General features: G+C 72.9%; 14 protein-coding genes. 9 read left to right on the forward strand and 5 right to left on the reverse strand.

Translation table 11 applies throughout. The features are described from left to right. Positions 1–1,507, reverse strand: a 1,507-nt coding sequence (locus FRCN3DRAFT_RS55465; RefSeq protein ID WP_007517281.1) for a PP2C family protein-serine/threonine phosphatase, incomplete at its 3' end; no start/stop codon positions are given. Between the two features lie 404 nt (positions 1,508–1,911). Here FRCN3DRAFT_RS55465 and FRCN3DRAFT_RS46950 point away from each other — a divergent pair. Together FRCN3DRAFT_RS46950 and FRCN3DRAFT_RS0229530 are read left to right on the forward strand one after the other, a co-directional pair. After that, complete coding sequence (locus FRCN3DRAFT_RS46950; RefSeq protein ID WP_007517283.1) at positions 1,912–3,804, forward strand: alpha-amylase family glycosyl hydrolase; 1,893 nt, start codon at positions 1,912–1,914, stop codon at positions 3,802–3,804. A gap of 181 nt (positions 3,805–3,985) precedes the next feature. After that, positions 3,986–4,387: a globin gene (locus FRCN3DRAFT_RS0229530; protein ID WP_007517285.1), complete on the forward strand. Its 402-nt coding sequence runs from the start codon at positions 3,986–3,988 to the stop codon at positions 4,385–4,387. Here FRCN3DRAFT_RS0229530 and FRCN3DRAFT_RS0229535 read toward each other — a convergent pair. Beyond that, on the reverse strand, positions 4,384–6,009 hold the full coding sequence (locus tag FRCN3DRAFT_RS0229535) for an MFS transporter (protein ID WP_007517287.1): 1,626 nt from the start codon (positions 6,007–6,009) through the stop codon (positions 4,384–4,386). The two genes, FRCN3DRAFT_RS0229530 and FRCN3DRAFT_RS0229535, sit on opposite strands and share 4 nt — an antisense overlap. Before the next feature lie 158 nt (positions 6,010–6,167). On the opposite strand from FRCN3DRAFT_RS0229535, the gene FRCN3DRAFT_RS46955 reads away from it, so the two are divergent. Next, positions 6,168–6,575 carry an ArsR/SmtB family transcription factor gene (locus FRCN3DRAFT_RS46955; RefSeq protein ID WP_007517294.1) on the forward strand — a complete coding sequence of 136 codons (408 nt, stop codon included), beginning with the start codon at positions 6,168–6,170 and terminating at the stop codon, positions 6,573–6,575. Between the two features lie 52 nt (positions 6,576–6,627). Here FRCN3DRAFT_RS46955 and FRCN3DRAFT_RS0229545 read toward each other — a convergent pair whose 3' ends face one another. Next, positions 6,628–6,945 carry a winged helix-turn-helix transcriptional regulator gene (locus tag FRCN3DRAFT_RS0229545; protein WP_007517295.1) on the reverse strand — a complete coding sequence of 106 codons (318 nt, stop codon included), beginning with the start codon at positions 6,943–6,945 and terminating at the stop codon, positions 6,628–6,630. Positions 6,946–7,009: 64 nt separating this feature from the next. On the opposite strand from FRCN3DRAFT_RS0229545, the gene FRCN3DRAFT_RS0229550 reads away from it, so the two are divergent. Continuing rightward, positions 7,010–7,636: an NADPH-dependent F420 reductase gene (locus FRCN3DRAFT_RS0229550; protein ID WP_007517296.1), complete on the forward strand. Its 627-nt coding sequence runs from the start codon at positions 7,010–7,012 to the stop codon at positions 7,634–7,636. Between the two features lie 82 nt (positions 7,637–7,718). Here the strand turns inward: FRCN3DRAFT_RS0229550 and FRCN3DRAFT_RS0229555 are convergent, their stop codons facing one another. Further along, positions 7,719–8,399 (reverse strand): ribonuclease FAU-1 family protein, encoded by a 681-nt coding sequence (locus tag FRCN3DRAFT_RS0229555; RefSeq protein ID WP_035925372.1) that lies wholly within the window; start codon positions 8,397–8,399, stop codon positions 7,719–7,721. Between the two features lie 155 nt (positions 8,400–8,554). On the opposite strand from FRCN3DRAFT_RS0229555, the gene ettA reads away from it, so the two are divergent. Together ettA and FRCN3DRAFT_RS0229565 are read left to right on the forward strand one after the other, a co-directional pair. Next, positions 8,555–10,237, forward strand: a complete 1,683-nt coding sequence (gene ettA, locus FRCN3DRAFT_RS0229560) for an energy-dependent translational throttle protein EttA (RefSeq protein ID WP_007517298.1) — start codon at positions 8,555–8,557, stop codon at positions 10,235–10,237. A 476-nt stretch (positions 10,238–10,713) separates the two neighbouring features. Further along, positions 10,714–11,523, forward strand: a complete 810-nt coding sequence (locus tag FRCN3DRAFT_RS0229565) for a peptidoglycan recognition protein family protein (protein ID WP_007517299.1) — start codon at positions 10,714–10,716, stop codon at positions 11,521–11,523. Positions 11,524–11,740: 217 nt separating this feature from the next. Here FRCN3DRAFT_RS0229565 and FRCN3DRAFT_RS0229570 read toward each other — a convergent pair whose 3' ends face one another. Next, the gene (locus tag FRCN3DRAFT_RS0229570) at positions 11,741–14,020 is read right to left on the reverse strand and encodes an ABC transporter ATP-binding protein (RefSeq protein ID WP_007517300.1); all 2,280 of its coding nucleotides are present in this window, start codon (positions 14,018–14,020) and stop codon (positions 11,741–11,743) included. Between the two features lie 362 nt (positions 14,021–14,382). Between FRCN3DRAFT_RS0229570 and FRCN3DRAFT_RS46960 the strand changes: the two genes are divergently transcribed. The 3 genes from FRCN3DRAFT_RS46960 to FRCN3DRAFT_RS0229585 are packed head-to-tail and all read left to right on the forward strand — an operon-like array spanning position 14,383 to position 18,135. After that, positions 14,383–15,687, forward strand: coding sequence for a PP2C family protein-serine/threonine phosphatase (locus tag FRCN3DRAFT_RS46960; RefSeq protein ID WP_007517303.1), 1,305 nt, complete (start codon positions 14,383–14,385; stop codon positions 15,685–15,687). Then, positions 15,623–16,750 (forward strand): AMP-binding protein, encoded by a 1,128-nt coding sequence (locus tag FRCN3DRAFT_RS0229580; RefSeq protein ID WP_035925375.1) that lies wholly within the window; start codon positions 15,623–15,625, stop codon positions 16,748–16,750. The genes FRCN3DRAFT_RS46960 and FRCN3DRAFT_RS0229580 overlap by 65 nt, the downstream gene beginning before the upstream one ends. Beyond that, on the forward strand, positions 16,750–18,135 hold the full coding sequence (locus FRCN3DRAFT_RS0229585) for an aldehyde dehydrogenase family protein (protein WP_007517307.1): 1,386 nt from the start codon (positions 16,750–16,752) through the stop codon (positions 18,133–18,135). Before FRCN3DRAFT_RS0229580 ends, FRCN3DRAFT_RS0229585 begins: the two co-directional genes overlap by 1 nt. Positions 18,136–18,171 lie beyond the last annotated feature (36 nt).

Here is an 18,171-nt window from a genome sequence, read left to right on the forward strand (position 1 = left end):
CCGGGTGGCGGCGCCGCGCCGCGTCGATCTCCGCGCGCCGCGCCGCGCCCCGGCGGCGAGTGAGCTGCTCACCCATTCCGACGCGCAGCAGGTCGAGGCCGTCAGACAGCGGGCGATGACGCGACTCGACCAGGCCGTCGGTGAAGAACACCAGGCTGGAACCGGGCGGCAGCTCGACGGCCGACTCGACGAACTGCGCGGGGTCGCCGACGCCCAGGGGCAGCCCGGGGTCGATCTCGAGGTAACGCGGATCGTCGTCAGGGGGCACCAGCAGCGGCGCCGGATGGCCGGCGCCGGCCAGCACGACCCGGGCGCACTGGTGGTCCGGCCCGTCCCCGGCGGGGTCGGCGTCTCGCGAGCCGGCGACCGGCGTCGCGGCGCGCGCCGGCTCGTAGATGCCGTACAGGCAGGTCGCGAACGGCAGGCCCGGCAGCGAGGAGACCATCACGTCGAGCCGGGCCAGCAGGTCGGCGGGCCCCCACTCCTCCAGCGCGTAGGCGCGCAGCGCGGCGCGCAGCTGGCCCATCACCGCGGCGGCGCGCAGCCCCCGCCCCATCACGTCGCCGATCGCGAGCCCGACCCGGCCGTCGGCCAGCGGGATGACGTCGTAGAAGTCGCCACCGACCTCCGTGCCGGCGGTGCCCGGCCGGTACTCCATCGCCACGTCGGCGCCCTCGAGCACGGGCGGGTGCGCCGGCAGCAGCGAGCGCTGCAGCGCCCGGCCGGCCTCCTGGGACTCGCGGTACATCCGGGCGTTGACGAGCGCGAGCGCGGCCCGGCCCGCGAGATCCTCCGCGAGTGTCTGCTCGACCTTCGTGTACGGAGGGTGGCCGTGTGCCCGACTCAGAGTCAGGGCCCCGATGACCTGGTCGCCGTACGGCATCGGCACGGTCATCGACGGCCCCCAGCCGAACTGACGGAAGCGCGCGTACTCCCGGGAGTCGGGGAACAGCGAGCGGCGCAGCGTCGGGGTGAGGTCCTCGATGCACATCGGCTCGCCGGTGCGCACCACCAGGCCCGGGGCGTAGTCGTCAGTCACGCGGGGCGGGTGGGTGGCGGTGAGCGCCCGGACGTAGGCGGCGGCCTGTGGGTCGGCATGGTCGACCAAGACCAGGTCGAGCACGTCGCCCTCAGGCGCACGCAGCCAGAGCATGGCGCCGTCGCCGAGGCGCGAGCGCGCCAGCTCGATCACCATCTCGATGATCCGATATGGCTCGAGTGAGCCGCCGAGCCGCAGGCTCGCGGCCGACAGGAACGACAGGCCCTCAAGGGCGGCCCGCTCCTCGGCGTGCCGCCGCCGCGCCCCGCGCAGCGAGCGGACGGCGCCCCACAACAGCTCGGCGCCGCGCGATCCACCAATCCTGGCCGGCCCGGATCCGCCGGGGGTGTCAGCCTCGGCCGACCCGCGGCTGCCGACCGGCCCGACCAGCCCGATCGGCAGCTCGGTCGCGACCGCCGGGTCGTTCTCAGTCGGCGAATCGGTATTCGCCGGCACGTCAACCGCCATCGCCACCTCGGCCGCCGGCGGAGCATCGGCCGCCGGCGACGTGTCAGCCGCCACCGGGAGCTCGGGCGCCTGGCATCCCGGCTCCGGAAGACGGTCCCGTCCCTCCGCACCGAGAGCCCTTAAGCGAGAACTCTTCGGAGTGGAACGATAACGGGCAGTCACGTCGTCCACTCGGGAAGTGTAGTTCAGCTAACCCAATGCTCGCTTGGTGAGAACATCTGCACCTTGCGCAACGAGGGCCCACCAGCCGCGACGACAGCCGGATGTCCTCCGCGCCATGACATCGGCCGACCTCGACGACCTCGACGGCATCGGTGATCTCGGTGCCCTCGGTGCCCTCCGTGACCTCGCCGATCTCGCCGATCTCGCCGACAGCCGGCGCCGCCAGCGGCTTGAATGCCCCTATGGCCCTGACCCCCGGCTGGTGGCGCGACGCCGTCTTCTACGAGGTCTATGTCCGCAGCTTCGCGGACGGCGACGGCGACGGGATCGGCGACCTCGACGGCATCCGCGCCCGGCTGCCCGAGCTGGCGGAGCTCGGCGTCGACGGCCTCTGGCTCACGCCGTTCTACCGCTCGCCGATGGCCGACCACGGCTACGACGTCGCCGACCACCGCGACGTCGACCCGCTGTTCGGCGACCTGGCCGCCTTCGACGCGCTCCTCGCCGAGGCGCATCGCCTCGGCCTGGCCGTGCTCGTCGACCTCGTCCCCAACCACTCCAGCGACGCCCATCCCGCCTTCCAGGCGGCGCTCGCCGCCCCACCCGGTGACCCGGCGCGGCACCGCTACCTGATCCGGCGAGGGCGCGGCGCCGCCGGCCTGGAGCCGCCGAACAACTGGATCTCGACCTTCGGCGGCGGGGCCTGGACCCGCCTCGACCAGGCCCGCCGTTTCCCGGCCTCCGCCGCGGCGACTCCGCCGACCACAGGCGACGAGGTGGCCAGAAGCGACCAGCCGGCCAAAGGCGACGAACCGGCCGAGTGGTACCTGCACCTGTTCGCGCCCGAACAGCCGGACTGGAACTGGTCCGACCCGGCGGTACGCGCCGATCACGAGCGGACCCTGCGGTTCTGGCTCGACCGGGGGGTCGACGGGTTCCGCATCGACGTCTCCCACGGCCTGATCAAGGACGACGAGCTGCGTGACAACCCACCGGGGCCGGCCGCCACCCCGGCGACCAGCTTCCGGGAGAAGCTGGAACCGCGCGTCTGGGACCAGGAGGGCGTGCACGACGTCTACCGGTCGTGGCGCACGCTCGTCGACGGCTACCAGCGCTCGGACGGCCGCGAGCGGGTGCTCGTCGGCGAGACCTGGGTCGAGGACCCGGACCGGCTGGCCCGCTACGTGCGCCCCGACGAGCTGCACCTGACGTTCGCGTTCTCGCTGCTGACCGTCGAGTGGTCGCCGGAGCAGTGGCGCCGGGCGATCCAGGAGGGCCTCGCGGCCACGGCCGCCGTCGGCGCGCCGCCGACCTGGGTGCTCGCCAGCCACGACGCGACCCGCCCGGTGACCCGCTACGGCGGCGGCGCGGCCGGCCTGCGCCGCGCCAGGGCCGCTCTGCTGACGCTGCTGGCGCTGCCGGGCGTCGTGTTCCTCTACCAGGGCGACGAACTGGCCCTCCCGCAGGTGGACGTGCCCCCGGAGGCCCGTCAGGACCCGGTCTGGGAACGCTCGGGGCACACCGCGGCCGGCCGGGACGGTTGCCGCGTGCCGATGCCGTGGTCGGGCGACAGGCCGCCGTTCGGCTTCGCGGCCCCCGGCGTCATCCCCTGGCTCCCGCAGCCCGCCGACTGGTCCGCGCTCACCGTCGAGGCTCAGCGCGCGGACCCGTCGTCCACCTGGCGGCTGGCCCAGTCGGCGCTGGCGGTCCGCCGTTCCTTCCAGGAGCACTCCGACCAGGAAGACCCTGACCAGGAAGGCCCCGCCGGGACCACCGGCCTCGGGTGGCCACGGGTCGCGGACGGCGTGCTGGCCTTCGAGCGCCGCGTCGTCGCGACCGAGCCGGCGCCGCCGCGGTCCACGCCCGCCGGGGCGCTCACGGACGCCGCCAGGAGCGCCCTCGCCGAGGTGCTCACGCGCGCCGGCCACGATGGGCCGCCCGCGGCCGGTCAGGGCGCCGGGCTCGTCCTGAGCTGCTTCCTGAGCACCGGGGCCGAGGCGCGGATCCCGGTGGCCGGCCGGCTGCTGCTCGCGAGCGACCGGGTCGAGCACGACGGCGAGACCCTGGTCATGCCACCCGACACCGCCGCCTGGATCATCCGGGCGGCGACCGGCGACGACGGCCGCGCGGCCTGAGGCGAGGCCTTCGGGCCGGACCGTTCCTCGGCGCGGGTCAGCCCACGGGCAGAATGGAGCGGTGAGCCGACAGCCGTCGCCTGCCCAGCCGACCCCCGAGCCGGCGCCAGCGCGACCGCCGGCGGACGCCGCGTCGCCCTCGGCGGACGCGGCGCGTCCCCCCTCGGGCCCGGCCCAGCCCATGCTGCCCGTCGGGCCGCCGCCAGGAGCGGACGAGACGTTCTACGCGTCCGTCGGCGGCGAGGAGACCTTCCGGCGGCTCGTGGCCCGCTTCTACGAGGGGGTCGCCGCCGACCCGGTGCTGCGCCCGCTCTACCCGGAGGAGGACCTCGGCCCAGCCGAGGAGCGGCTGCGGCTCTTCCTGATCCAGTACTGGGGCGGGCCGACGACCTACCACGAGCGGCGTGGCCATCCCCGCCTGCGGATGCGGCACGTCCCGTTCGCGATCGGCCCGGCCGAGCGGGACGCCTGGCTTGCCCACATGCGCGCCGCCGTCGACTCGCTGGACCTCTCCCCCAGCCAGGACGAGACGCTCTGGTCCTACCTCGTCTACGCCGCGGCCTCGATGCAGAACCGTCCCTAGCGAGCCGGGACGGCCGGCGCCGCGGCTTCCACGGTGCCCATCGTGCCGAGCGACCCGGAGACGGCGAGCGCGGGCGCGGCGGCGCCGCGCGGCAGCAGGAGGGTGCCGACACCCGCGATCGCGATCCCGACGAGGTCGAACACGAGGGCCGCGATCATGGCGTCGGCCAGGCCGCCGCGGTCCGCCACCGCGAAGAACACGGTCCCCATCCCGGCGACGCCGAGGGCCGACGACGCCTGCTGGGTGGTCGTGAGCAGTCCGCTGACCGCACCGCTGACGTCGGCGGGCGCGCCGGCGAGGACCGCGGCGACGAGCGCCGGGATCACCAGGCCGTTGCCGGTCCCCACCGCGAGCAGCGGCGGCATCAGCTGGGCTGTCGGAATCCCGGTGCCCTCGGCGGCGACGAGAGCGAGCATCCCGATCAGGCCCGCCGTGCTGATCAGGGCACCGACGGTGAGGGTCCGCGGGCCGTACCGGGCGACCAGGCCGCGCGCCGCCATGGACGACAGCGCGAACGCCACCCCGAGCGGCCCGAACACGAGCCCGGCGTTCAGCGGCGACCGGTGCTGCCCCTCCTGCAGGAAGATCGTGGCCGCGAGCAGGAAGCTGCCGAGGAAGGTGAAGAACCCGAAGCTGACCAGCAGCCCGGCGATGGTCCGCCGGGTCCGCAGCACGGCCGGCGGGACGATCGGGTGGCCGCCCGTCCGGGCGAGCCGGACCTCCCAGCGGCCGAACGCGGCCAGCACCAGCACGCTGGCGGCGAGCGCCACCCAGGTCCACAGGGGCCAGCCCTCGTCCCGGCCGAGCGTCAGCGGGACCAGCACCAGACCCAGCCCGGTCGCGAGCGCCGAGAGTCCGATGAGGTCGAGCGGCTCGGGCCGGGCGGCCTTCGACTCGGCGAGCAGCCGCCAGACCACCGCCATGGCGACGATCCCGATCGGCACGTTCACCAGGAAGATCGGCCGCCAGGCGAGCCCGAAGAGGTCCGCGTCGACCAGCAGGCCGCCGATGACCTGCCCGGAGACGGCGCCGAGGCCGATGGTGACACCGAAGAACGCGAACGCGCGTGGCCGCTCGGACGCCGGGAAGATCACGTTGATGATGGCGAGCGCCTGCGGCACCATCGCCGCCGCGCCAATGCCCTGCGCGAGCCGGCCGATGATCAGCGTCGCCTCGCTCGGGGCCACGCCGCACAGCGCCGAGGCGGCGGTGAACACCCCCATGCCGATCAGGAACATCCGCCGGCGGCCGGAGCGGTCGCCGAGCCGTCCACCGGTGATCAGCCCGGCCGCGTAGGTGAACGAGTAGCCGGCCACGATCAGCTCCAGGCCGGCGTCCGACGCCCGCAGGTCGCCGCCGATGCTCGGCGCCGCCACGTTGACGACGAAGACGTCGAACAGCGACATGAACGTGGCGACGAGGATCGCGGGGAGCACCCGCCAGCGCCGTGGGTCCGGTTCCGCCGGCTCGCCGGGCCGGGCCGAGCGGGCCGGCCCGGCCGCGCCGGCGGGCGCGGGAACGGCGACCGGGGCACGGCTGGCTGTGCTGGGCGAGGACAGCGGCGATGAGGGCGCACCCGCGGGCGTCTCGGTCGCGGGCTCGTCGACCTTGTTGGAGGCCATCAGGCTCCTCGACTCGTAGTTCGAGATCCGTCGAACTACGAGAAGTCGTCCGTGGCCCAGGGCATTCCCGGGAAACGATGCGAGCCTCGCGGCGTTCCTGACTGTGGTTGTCTGGTGGCCCGGGGCCGCGCCCCGAGCCGAGGGCTGGGAGGTGGGTCATGGGCACGCTGCCGATGCCGGCGACCCAGGACATCGATCTCGTCACCGTGCTCGCCTCGCTGGGCGACCCGTCCCGCCTCGAGATCGTCGGCGCGCTCGCCCAGGTCCAGGAGGCCGCCTGCGGTGAGCTGCTCGCCGGCCGGATGGCCAAGTCGACCCGCAGCCATCACCTGCGGGTCCTGCGCGAGGCCGGTGTCATCGCCACCCGCGCCGAGGGCACCCACAAGTTCTCCCGGCTGCGCCGCGACGACCTCGACGCCCGCTTCCCCGGCCTCCTGGACGCCATCGTGACCGGCGCGCTCCCGGCAGCGACCATCCCGCCACCTGCCACCCCGCCAGCGGCCACTCCAGCGGCGGCCACCCCGCCGGCCGCCGCCAGTGCCGGCCCCGCCCAGGCGCCGTCCTGATCGACCGCCGGCCAGCCCGGCGTCCCAGTGGCCTGGCGCGCGACAGCCAGCGTCAGGTGAGCACCGCGGCATGGTGCGCGGACCACTCGGCCAGCGCCCGCAATGGCCCGGAGGCGAACGACTCGCCCAAGGTCGTCAGCCGGTACGCGGAGCCAGGGCCTTCCTCATGAGTCAGCAGGCCCCGGGACACGAGGCGGCCCAGCGACTCGTGCAGGACCTTGTCACTGAGGCCACCGATCTCGCGGATGAGATCAGCTCGCCGGCGGGGTCCACGTCGAAGGGCCGTGAGCACCACGGGGTCCCAGGTGTGGGCCAGCAGTTCCGCGCCCGCTCGCACATGACAGTCGGCCACGAAGGTTGGGCAGTCCACGTCGTTCAGTCTCTCGCCTTTTCGCCTACCAATCGGTAGGACCGGGATCTCTAGCGTCCACGGCATGACCGATATCGGAATCCTCGGAACCGGCAACCTCGCCACCGCGCTGGGCACCCGCTGGGCGCGCGCGGGCCATGACGTCGCCATCGCGGGCCGTTCCAGCGACCGCGCCGCCACGGTCGCGGCGACCGTCGGCGGCCGTCCGACCACTCCGGCCGCCCTCGCCGCGGCCGAGGTGATCGTGCTGGCGATCACCCCGGCAGGCGTGCAGGAGGCGCTGACGCTGGCCGAGGCGACGAGCGGGGCGTGGAACGGCCGGGCACTCATCGACTGCACCAACGCCGTCGACTACGCCACGGGCCAGTTGCTGGTGCCCACGGGCTCCTTCACCGAGCGCGTCGCGGGGTGGGCGCCCGGCGCGCACGTGGTCAAGGCTCTCCACCTGTTCGCCGGGCAGATGTGGCTCGACGACCCCGACGCGCCCCGCACCGTCGCCGTCTGCGGCGACGATCCGGACGCGCTGGCGCTCACGTCCCGCCTGATCACCGACCTCGGGGGCCAGACCGCGGTTGTGGGCGGGCTCTCGGCGGCTCGACAGCTCGAGGAGGCCGCCGGCTTCGTCATGAGGCTCGTCGCGGCTGGATACAACCCGAGGACGGCCGTGCCGGACGTCACCCCGGCGCGTTAGGCGAAGGCCTTGGGCGCCGTTCGGGCCTCCGGTCGCGCTGGCTTCGCCGCCGTCGCGCGGCCGGGAGGCCCGCCAGCGGGTGTCAGGGCGCGCGCCGGTCCGTCCTGGGACGGTCCCAGCCGGGCGTGAGGGCGAACGGAAGGGCGCGCCAGGCCGGCTCCGGGCGAAAGTCGTGCCAGGTGCCGTCGAACGGGAAGAGCCCGGCCTCGACGTCCTTGATCAGTCGTTCGCCCTCGGCGCGGACGGCGGCGGCGTCGCGCACCCAGTAGCGGTCCGGGAAGGCGAGGCGCTCCTCGAGCTCGTCCTCGTCCTTCCACTCCCAGCCACGGTCCGGCCAGACCCAGATGTCGAGATCCTGGTCACAGCCATCGACACCGACGGCGCCATCGCCGTCACGCCAGCGGGTGACCGGCTCCTCGAGGTTGACGTACCAGGCGTCGAACTGGCCACGCCAGTCCCAGAACCACCAGACGCTGTGCGCCCGGTCGGGCGGGATCAGCATGAAGATGTCCGGGCCCCACCAGGTCGTCCGGGTGAGCACCGTCCGCTGCGTGATCCACTCGGCGAACGGCATGTCCCGGATCCCGCGGCCATCCTCGCTCATCCGGACCGCCGCCGGACCGCCGTGCGGGATCCAGACCCGCAACCCGCGCTCGTCGTCGCCGACCACGACGCCGCAGCGGACGAAGACCAGCTCGTCGTCGGTGAACATGCGGTGCAGGATCAGCTCGCCCGGCTCGAACGGCGGCCCGCCATGATCCACAGGCCCCACGATAGCGCCTTTCGGAGGCGCCTCGGCCCGGACGGCGCGGCGCGGGTCGGCCAAACGGTGGGAAACCGGTGACAAACGGGCACGTGCGGCCTCCCCTCCGATCACCGCGTCGCCGGGACCGCGGCACGGACCAATAGGGTTGACGCATGGCGCAGTACGTCTTCCAGATGCGCAAGGTGCGCAAGGCCCACGGCGACAAGGTCGTCCTCGACGACGTGACCCTGGCGTTCCTGCCAGGCGCCAAGATCGGGGTCGTAGGTCCCAACGGTGCGGGGAAGTCGTCCCTGCTCAAACTGATGGCCGGGCTCGACCAGCCGAGCAACGGCGACGCCCTGCTCTCTCCCGGCTACACCGTCGGCATGCTGGCTCAGGAGCCGGTGCTCGACGAGACCAAGGACGTCCGCGGCAACGTCGAGGACGGCGTGGCCGAGATCCGCAAGGTGCTCGCGGACTACGAGGCCATCAACGAGAAGATGGCCGACCCGGACGCGGACTTCGACACGCTTCTCGCCCGGCAGGCCGAGCTGATCGACAAGATCGAGGCCGCGAACGCCTGGGAGCTCGACAGCCAGCTCGACCAGGCGATGGACGCGCTGCGGCTGCCGCCCGGCGACGCCGACGTCTCCAAGCTCTCCGGTGGCGAGCGGCGCCGCGTCGCGCTGTGCCGCCTGCTGCTGGAGGCACCCGACCTGCTGCTGCTCGACGAGCCGACCAACCACCTGGACGCCGAGTCGGTGCTCTGGCTCGAGCAGCACCTGGCCCGCTATCACGGCGCCGTGCTGGCCGTCACCCACGACCGGTACTTCCTCGACAACGTCGCCGGCTGGATCCTCGAGCTCGACCGCGGCCGGGCACATCCCTACGAGGGCAACTACAGCACGTACCTGGAGAACAAGGCGGCCCGCCTCAAGGTCGAGGGCGCGAAGGACGCCAAGCGGCGCCGGATGCTCTCCCAGGAGCTGGAGTGGGTCCGCTCCAACCCGAAGGCCCGGCAGGCCAAGAGCAAGGCCCGCCTGTCCCGCTACGAGGAGCTCGCGGCGGAGGCAGACAAGTCCAGGCCGCGCGACTTCGACGACATCCAGATCCCGCCCGGCCCGCGGCTGGGCAGCCTGGTGATCGAGGCGAAGAACCTGACCAAGGGCTTCGGCGACCGGGTGCTCATGGACAACCTGTCGTTCAGCCTGCCGCGCGGCGGCATCGTCGGGATCATCGGCCCGAACGGCGTCGGCAAGACCACCCTGTTCACCATGCTCACCGGCGAGGCGAAGCCCGACTCGGGCGCGCTGACGATCGGCGACACCGTCGACATCTCCTACGTCGACCAGAGCCGGTCCGGCCTCGACGGGAAGAAGAACGTCTGGCAGGTCGTCTCCGACGGGCTCGACCACATCATCGTCGGCAAGGTCGACTTCCCGAGCCGGGCGTACGTGTCCTCGTTCGGTTTCAAGGGCCCCGACCAGCAGAAGCCGGTCGGCGTGCTCTCCGGCGGTGAGCGCAACCGGCTGAACCTGGCCCTCACCCTCAAGCACGGCGGCAACGTGCTGCTGCTCGACGAGCCGACGAACGACCTCGACGTCGAGACGCTGCGCTCGCTGGAGGACGCGCTGCTGGAGTTCGCCGGCTGTGCCGTGGTCATCTCCCACGATCGCTGGTTCCTCGACCGGGTCGCCACCCACATCCTCTCGTGGGAGGGCGACGACGAGAACCCCGCGAAGTGGTTCTGGTTCGAGGGCAACTTCGCCGACTACGAGGCCAACAAGCTCGAGCGCCTCGGCCAGGAGGCCGCCCGCCCGCACCGCGTCACCTACCGCAAGCTCAACCGCGACTGAGGCCGTCCCGTGCCGGACGCTCCGCGCCCGACGCCGGGCCGGGAGCCGGGGCCAGAGCCGCAGGGCCGCCGTCACAACGACGGCGGCCCCGCGGCGGTGATGTCATGGGCGCTGTCATGAACGGCTCGCCCGGTCGAGGCCGAGGCGCGGCACGCGGCGCGGACACCCGGTGGCCAGGCGACGCGGTTAAGGCGGTCTGACCGGGGAATCTCGCCGATGCGCTGTTCGCTGCACGAAACACGCTGCCGAGAGGCGCCGGCGGTCCTCCGGACCTCCGTTCATCGATGCTCCTTCGCAACCACCTGAGCATCGACGGCCTGTTCACTGGATGGCCGACTTTCAAGTCAGGCCGCCAGGCTGGTGAGGCTTCTCTGGCCCTTTTCCGCCGCGTTTCCTGGTCAGTAGTCGTCATTGGCGGCCGGTCATCACGGCTTGCCGCGCCACGTTTGTCATGCGTTCTTCTGGAGGTCGCCGCAGTGACTGCCACCCGTTACCCGCCCGCGACGTACCGGCCCGTACGCAACTTCTCCGGAACGATGATCCAGCCGACCAGGGGCCTCATCCCGCACGTGCAGGTGGGTCATGGCTCGCTGTTCCACTGGTTCGACAACCCGGCAAGCAGGGTCAGCGCGCATCTGTGGATCTCGAAGAACGGCACAATCGAACAGTACGTGCCACTCGACAGGAAAGCCTGGGCACAGGCCGCCGGAAATCCGCACTGGATCAGCGTCGAGTGTGAGGGGCTCGACAGCGAGGATTACACGCCTACCCAGGTGAAGCTACTGGGCGAGCTCTATGCCTGGGGCATGGACGAGTTCGGCTGGCCCGATCAGATCACCGACTCGCCGAATGGCCACGGCATCGGAACGCACCGGATGGGCGCCGGCCCGTGGGGCGGCCACTCGTGTCCCGGCAACATTCGGGCCAACCGGCGCCCCGACATCCTCGCCGTCGCGGTGGGCCTGCAGGGACCCCAGCCGAGGCCCGACGAGCACCCGCACTTCGCGAATATGCCCACGCTCCGTGAGGGGTCCCGCGGATCCGAGGTCGTGACGCTGCAGAATGCCCTCAACGCCGTGTTCAGTGCCGAGATCAGCGCTGGTCATCTTCCCGGGCTCGCCGCCGACGGCGCCTACGGGACGCTGACGTTGTCACGGGTGGCGTCGCTGCAGCGGTTCGCGTCGCCCTGGTTCGGGCCCATCGACGATGACGGGGTATGTGGTCCTGACACCTGGCGCAAGATCGACCACATCCTCGCCGGGATGCGTCAGCCAGTACCGGCATGACGGGACCACCGCCCGTGCCGCGCCACGGGCGGTGTCGCGTCCGACCTAGGACCAGGACGATCGAAGTCCGGGCGGTGCTCCCCGGCCGCAGGGCCGGGGAGCACCGCCCGGCGGAGCGCCCGTGTGTCCTCGCGACCGATGCGACCGTCCACCGATACGACCGTCCGAGGACCGTTTCCGGTCCGGGTACGCGGCTGTCTGATGGCAGGTTGGCCCTTTACTGGCCCGGCGCACGGTCCCGTGGCCCTGTCCTGCGCCCGCCATCTGCCGCGGCGGGGGCGGGGTATGCGGGCGATGTAGGCGACGTGGCCGGGTCGTCGATGTAGGCGGCGGCCTGGAGGGTGAAGAGCTCGGCGTACTGGCCACCGACGGCCATCAGCTCGCGGTGGGTGCCGGACTCGGTGATGCCGCCGTCCTCCAGGAAGATGATCCGGTCCGCCTGCCGCACCGTGGAGAAGCGGTGCGAGATGTAGAAGGCGGTGCGGCCGGTCGCCAGGGCGCGCAGCCGGGTGAACAGGTCGTGCTCCGCGCGGGCGTCGAGGGCGGCGCTCGGCTCATCGAGGACGAGGATCCGGGCGTCGCGCATGAAGCCGCGGGCGAGGGCGACCTTCTGCCATTCGCCGCCGGAGAGGTTCACCCCGTTGCCGAACCAGCGGCCGAGCGACGTGTCGTATCCGTGCGGCAGGGCACGGATGAAGCCGTCCGCGCCGCCGTCCAGGCCGGCCTGTTCGACGCGCGGCCGATCGGAAAGCGCGGCGAGCTCGCCCAGGCCGATGTTCTCCGCGGCGCTGGCCTGGAAGGAGACGTGGTCCTGGAAGACCGCGCCGATCTGGGCACGCAGCGCGTCCGCGTCCACGTCGGCGATGTCGACGCCGTCGACGAGGATCCGGCCGCCGTCGGGTGTGTAGAGCCGGCACAGCAGTTTGATCAGCGTCGACTTCCCGGCGCCGTTGCGGCCGACGATCGCGATCGTCTCCCCGGCGCCGACCTCGAAGCTGACGTCGTTCAGCGCCACCACCTCGGTGCCCGGGTAGCGGAACGAGACACCCTCGAAGACGACGTGCCCGCGCAGCGGCGTCGGCAGCGGCACCGGTGCCGGCAGCGGCGCGGGCGCGGGTGCCGGTTCGGGTGCGGGTGCGGCCCGCGGCGCCGGCACGGTGGCCGGGGCGTCGACCGGCGCCGCCTCGATCGCCGCCGCCTCGATCGCGGCCGCCTGGATCACCACCGCCTCCGATGCCACCCCGGGCGACGCGGCCGCCAGCCGGGCCGCCTGGTGCGCGGCCTGCCGCTCCGCCTCGGTCGGCGTGGCCAGCAGCCGGTACAGGTCGTCGACGTACAGGTTGTTCTCGTACATCTGGGTGAGCGAGCCCAACATGCTCGACACGTTGCCCTGCACGCTGGAGGCGGCGGTTCCGTAGAGAGTCAGGTCGCCGAGCGTGAGCCGCCCGGCGGCGGCCTGGAGCGCGACGTAGAGGTAGCTGCCCGAGCGGGCGAGCTCGGCGAGCAGGCTCCAGCCCAGTTCGGCGAGCTGACGGCGGATGGCCAGCTCACGCAGTCGTTGGTTGTAGTTGGCCGACAGCAGCCGGAATCGCTCGACGAGGTAGGGGCCCAGGTTGAAGATCCTGATTTCCTTGGCGTCGGTGTCCGTGGTCAGCACCCGCTGCAGGTAGTTGATCCGCCGGTTCACCGGCGACGTCCACCTGCTTCGCATGTAAGTCCACCGGCCGTAGCGGGTGTCGATGACGAAGGCGGGAATCGGCGCCACCAGCACGATGACCCCGAGTAGTGGGTTAAGGCTGACGAGCAGGCCGATCATGCTGACGAACGTCACCACCGTCTGCAGCAGCCCGAAGAACGTGGTGAGCGTGTCGAACGGCCGGGTGCCCTGCTGAGAGGCCCGCTGCAACAGGTCGTACGACTCGGACTGCTCGAAGAAGCTCAGCTCGAGCTGGCTGGCCTTCTCGACCACCATCGTCTGCACGGTGAGCGACAGCCGGTCGGACAGGATGCGTTGGACGATGGACCGCGCGGCCGACAGCAGCTGGCTGAGGATGGACACCGCGAACTGGATCAGAGCGAGCCAGAAGACGACCTGGGTGCTGGTCAGCGTGGCCACCCGCGGGCTGCCGGGCACCGGCAGTGCCAGGACCGACTGGTCGGGCTGATGGCCCGCCCGGATCTGCACCGCCCGGACCACCGCGTCGACGAGCAGTCGCGCCGTCGAGGCGGTCAGCGCGGGGAACAGCCCGACCACGACGGTCAGCAGCGCGAGCATCACCGTCGCCGACGCGCTCGCCCGCCAGCACAGCCGCAGCACCCGGGGAAGCCCGACCACGGTCGCCTTGGTGCCACGGCCGGCGTCCCGTAGCCGTTCACGCCACGGCTTCGGCGGATCCGGTGGCGGATCGGGGATGTCGACCGGCCCGGTCAGGCCGCTCGGCAGGCCGGACTCGTCCCGCTCCGGCCCGCGTCTGACGGAACGGCGCCTACCCGGCATGCGACCCCCTCGCGCTCCTCGACCGCTGGCGCCGGCCGGGTAACTCTCTCTGCCGGGACCATCGTCCTCTCCCGCGCATTCGGGACTTGCGACGTTCGCGCACGGCCGACCGAGACGCCGCCTGCGGACGCCGGCCGGCCGCCGGCGCAGGTTGTGGGGGTTGGCTGCCGGGTACGGGCCGACGTATGCCCGCAAGGACCCACGCGGCCCCCCGTGGACCGGATGGGCGGCCGCAGGCGAGGACCAGTGGCCACCCGCGGCCCTCATATCCGCCGGACCCGCTCGCAGCTGCCACGATGCGCCGGGCGCGCCCCGCTCACGGGGGACGGCCGGGCGGGTCGAAGCGGCCTCGGCGCGCGGCCATGGGCCGGCTCCAGGCGGCCTGGTCGCGGCGCACCCTGTGGGCGGTGGTGCTCCCGGCGCTCACCCTGCTCGCGGTGATCCTGCTGGAGATCAGCAATCGGACGTGGACGATCCGCGAGCTCGTGGTGATCAGTCCCATGGCCGCCGCGACGCTCGCGGGCCCGGGACTGACCGCCGCGTACGCGGTCGCCGCGGTCGTCACCGAGTTCGGGCTCGGTTGGTACGACGACCTCGACACGGCCGCGGCGGGCGGCTGGACGGCACAGATCGTCCGGCTCGGTGGGGTCGCGCTCGGCGGCGTGCTGGCGGTCCTGGCCAGCCGGTACAACACCGGGCGAGAGACCAAGCTGGCCAACGTCAGGCGGGTCGCGGAGGCCGCGCAGCAGGCGATCCTCACCGAGGTGCCGCCGACGTCCCGGGAGGGCCTGCGGCTCGCGGTCCGCTACGAGAGCGCCGCCGCCGAGGCGAGGGTGGGCGGCGACCTCTACGACCTGGTCGACAGCCCGTGGGGCACGCGGCTGCTGGTGGGTGACGCTCGCGGCAAGGGGCTCGAGGCGGTGCGGCTGGCCAGCCGGGTGCTCGGCTGCTTCCGCGTGGTCGCCCGCGGCCGCCAGCACATCCGCGAGGTCCTGCCCGACCTCGACGCCGAGGTGGCCAGCGTCGGCGGGCTCGACGACTTCGTCACCGGCATCGTCGCCGAGCTCGACGGGCGCCGGCTCACCCTGGCCAACGCCGGCCATCCCGACCCGCTGCTGTGGCGGCGCGGCCGGGTGCGGCTGCTCGCCCCGCTCGACCGCCAGCCGCCGCTGGGCCTCGGCGCGGGGGCCGCAGGGGCCGACGCGGGCGTGGTCACCGTGCGGCTGGAGCCGGGCGATCGCCTGCTGTTCTATACCGACGGGATCGCCGAGGCCCGGGAACGACGCACCCGTGCCTTCTTCCCGCTGCTCCCCGCCACCGAGCGTGCCTTCGGCCGCGCGGGCACCCTCGAGGAAGCCCTCTCGGATCTCGCCGCGGCGGTCCGCGCGTGGACCGGCTCGGCCCTGAGCGACGACGTCGCCCTGCTCGCCGTGGAAGTGCCGCTCGCCGCGGAGCCGCCGACCGACTCACGCTTCATCCCCGCGGGGACCTCGGCATGGAACCGGCCAGACCAGGCACCCAACCCGACAGGACATCCGATCAGACAGGACATCCAACCGGACAGGACACCGAGACGACGCTGGAAGGCGGGGGATGACGGGGATGACTCCACTCACCGAGCTGGACCTGCACCTACCCGAGCCGGTGCTCGACCTCCCACCGGGTGAGGCCGTACCGGAGACCGAGTTCATCGAGGCCGCGATGCGCTGGCATTTCGGCCCGACCACCGGCTCGCCGTTCTGGCTGCGGGCGGCCGATGACCTCGACTTCGACCCACGCCGCGACGTCCACACCGTCGCGGACCTGGCGAAGTTCCCCAACCTGGTGGACCTGCTGCGCGAGGTGCCGGCCTTCGACCTCGTCCCCCGCGGCTACGGACCAGACCCCGGGATCGGCGGGGTGTACGAGAGCGGCGGGACGACCGGCCCGCCCAAGCGGGTCGTCTTCCTGGAGGACTGGCTGGACTGGCTGATGGGTTACAGCGTCGCCGACCTGGCCGCCCGGCGCTGCCCCAGCGGCGTCGACTGGCTCGCGGTCACGCCGAGCGGGCCGCACATGTTCGGTGCCTTCATCGAGCGGTTCGTGCGCCGGTCCGGCCGGCTCCGGTTCACGATCGACCTCGACCCGCGATGGGTGAAGCGCGTCATCGCCGAGGGCCACGCCGACGAGGCCGACCGGTACGCCGACTACCTCATCGACCAGGTCCGGCACGTGCTGACCACGCAGGACATCCGCGTCATGGTCATCACGCCGCCGCTGCTGGAGCGCCTCGCCCGCCGCGACGACCTCGTCGAGCTCGTCCAGGCGAAGGTCAGGATGATCGAGTGGGGGGGCGCCCACATGGACGCCGACACCCGCGCCCTGTACATGACCGAGGTCTTCCCCGACGCCACGCTCTACGGCCGCTACGGCAGCACGATGGTCCTCGGCGCGGCGGTCGAGCGGCATGGGCTCACGGCGGACGACCCGTGCGTGTTCGACCCGCCGTCCCCCTACGTCACCTTCTCGGTGGTCGACCCGGAAACGCTGCGGCCGGTCGAGTACGGCGCCAGGGGGCAGGTCGTGATGAACCACGTGAGCCGCTCGGCGCTGCTGCCGAACAACCTGGAACGCGACCTCGCCACCCGCGTCGAGCCCCCGCCGGGGTCCGGACAGGCGGGCGACTCGGTCGCCGACGTCACTCCGGTCCACGTGTTCGGCGGGGAGACGGTGGTCGAGGGGGTGTACTGATGACCAGTCCGGTCAGCACCGACCTGCTGCAGCTGGACGCGCTCGGACCGGGCGGGCCGTTCCGGTCGCGGGAACGGCTGACGATCAACGACGTGACGGGGACGCCGATGGCCGAGCTGAGCCTGGTCCCCCGCCTCTTCGTGCACCGCGCCATGGCCGCGCTGCGGGGGGCGCAGACCTTGCCGGCGCAGGAGCGGCTCGCGGCGCTGGCCCGAGCCGCCGAGGCGTTCGAGCACGGCGCGCCCGCCGAGATCCCGACCGACGAGTACACGCACCTGGTCAGCCGGATGTCCGGGATGCCGATCTCCGTGGTGCGCTCGGCCGTGAAGGGAATCGCGCGCAGCCTCGCCGGCGCCGGCTCGGATGTCGGGTGCGCCCGCCCGACGGCCGCCGTCGAGAGCTGGCGGGACCCGGCGACCCGCGAGGGAAGCGCTGTGTGGACCCGGCGCGCCGAGGTGTTCGCGGTCCACGCGGCCGGCAACCACCCGGGAGTGCACTCGCTGTGGCCGGAGGCGCTGGCGCTCGGCTACCGGGTCGCCGTCCGGCCGTCGCGCCGCGAGCCGCTGACCCCGTACCGACTGATCACCGCGCTGCGCGACGCCGGCTTCGGCGCCGACCAGGTGGTGCTGCTGCCGACCGACCACACCGTCGCCGACGACATCCTGCGGGCGGCGGACCTGTCGATGGCCTACGGCGGCGACGAGGTGGTCCGCAAGTACGCCCATGACGGCACGGTGCTGCCACAGGGGCCGGGCCGGTCGAAGATCCTCGTCTCCGGCGGGGACTGGCGGCCACACCTGGACATGATCGTCGACTCGGTGGCCGACGAGGGCGGCACCGCGTGCGTGAACACGACCGCGGTCTACGTCGAGGGCGACCCGACCCCGCTCGCGAAGGCGCTGGCCGAGCGGCTGGCCGCGCTCCCGAGCCTGCCGCCGCAGGACGAGGCAGCGGTGCTGCCCACCCAGCCGATCGAGACGGCCCGCGCGGTGGAGAAGTACCTGCTCGACCACGCCGGTGACGCCACTGGGCGCCTCGGCGGCGACGGGATCGTCGACCCGCTGCCCGGCGGCGGCGCCGTGCTGCGCCCGGCCGTCTTCCAGGTGGACCGCGCCGACGCGCCGCAGACCGGCATCGAGCTGGGCTTCCCGTGCGTCTGGGTGGCGCCGTGGTCGGCGAAGGACGGCGCCGGGCCGCTGCGCGACACACTGGTGCTCACGGCGATCACCGAGGACGCCGGGCTGGTGGACCGGCTGGTCGACGACCCGTCGATCAGCAACGTCTACCTCGGCGACCACCCGACGTACTGGATGCGCCCGAACGTTCCGCACGACGGCTACCTCGGCGAGTTCCTGATGCGCACCAAGGCCGTCATCCGGGATTAGGCCTGCTCGATGCCAGCAGACGAACGGCGGCCGGCC

The organism is Pseudofrankia saprophytica, assembly GCF_000235425.2.
Taxonomy (GTDB): domain Bacteria; phylum Actinomycetota; class Actinomycetes; order Frankiales; family Frankiaceae; genus Pseudofrankia; species Pseudofrankia saprophytica.

Excerpts from the sequence above, each read along its gene's own strand:
- FRCN3DRAFT_RS46950 (WP_007517283.1), top strand. The coding sequence starts at position 1,912 with ATGGCCCTGACCCCCGGCTGGTGGCGCGACGCCGTCTTCTACGAGGTC.
- FRCN3DRAFT_RS0229570 (WP_007517300.1), bottom strand. The coding sequence starts at position 14,020 with ATGCCGGGTAGGCGCCGTTCCGTCAGACGCGGGCCGGAGCGGGACGAG.
- FRCN3DRAFT_RS46955 (WP_007517294.1), top strand. The coding sequence starts at position 6,168 with ATGGGCACGCTGCCGATGCCGGCGACCCAGGACATCGATCTCGTCACC.
- FRCN3DRAFT_RS46960 (WP_007517303.1), top strand. The coding sequence starts at position 14,383 with ATGGGCCGGCTCCAGGCGGCCTGGTCGCGGCGCACCCTGTGGGCGGTG.
- FRCN3DRAFT_RS0229535 (WP_007517287.1), bottom strand. The coding sequence starts at position 6,009 with ATGGCCTCCAACAAGGTCGACGAGCCCGCGACCGAGACGCCCGCGGGT.
- FRCN3DRAFT_RS0229550 (WP_007517296.1), top strand. The coding sequence starts at position 7,010 with ATGACCGATATCGGAATCCTCGGAACCGGCAACCTCGCCACCGCGCTG.
- ettA (WP_007517298.1), top strand. The coding sequence starts at position 8,555 with ATGGCGCAGTACGTCTTCCAGATGCGCAAGGTGCGCAAGGCCCACGGC.
- FRCN3DRAFT_RS0229585 (WP_007517307.1), top strand. The coding sequence starts at position 16,750 with ATGACCAGTCCGGTCAGCACCGACCTGCTGCAGCTGGACGCGCTCGGA.
- FRCN3DRAFT_RS0229580 (WP_035925375.1), top strand. The coding sequence starts at position 15,623 with ATGACTCCACTCACCGAGCTGGACCTGCACCTACCCGAGCCGGTGCTC.
- FRCN3DRAFT_RS0229530 (WP_007517285.1), top strand. The coding sequence starts at position 3,986 with ATGCTGCCCGTCGGGCCGCCGCCAGGAGCGGACGAGACGTTCTACGCG.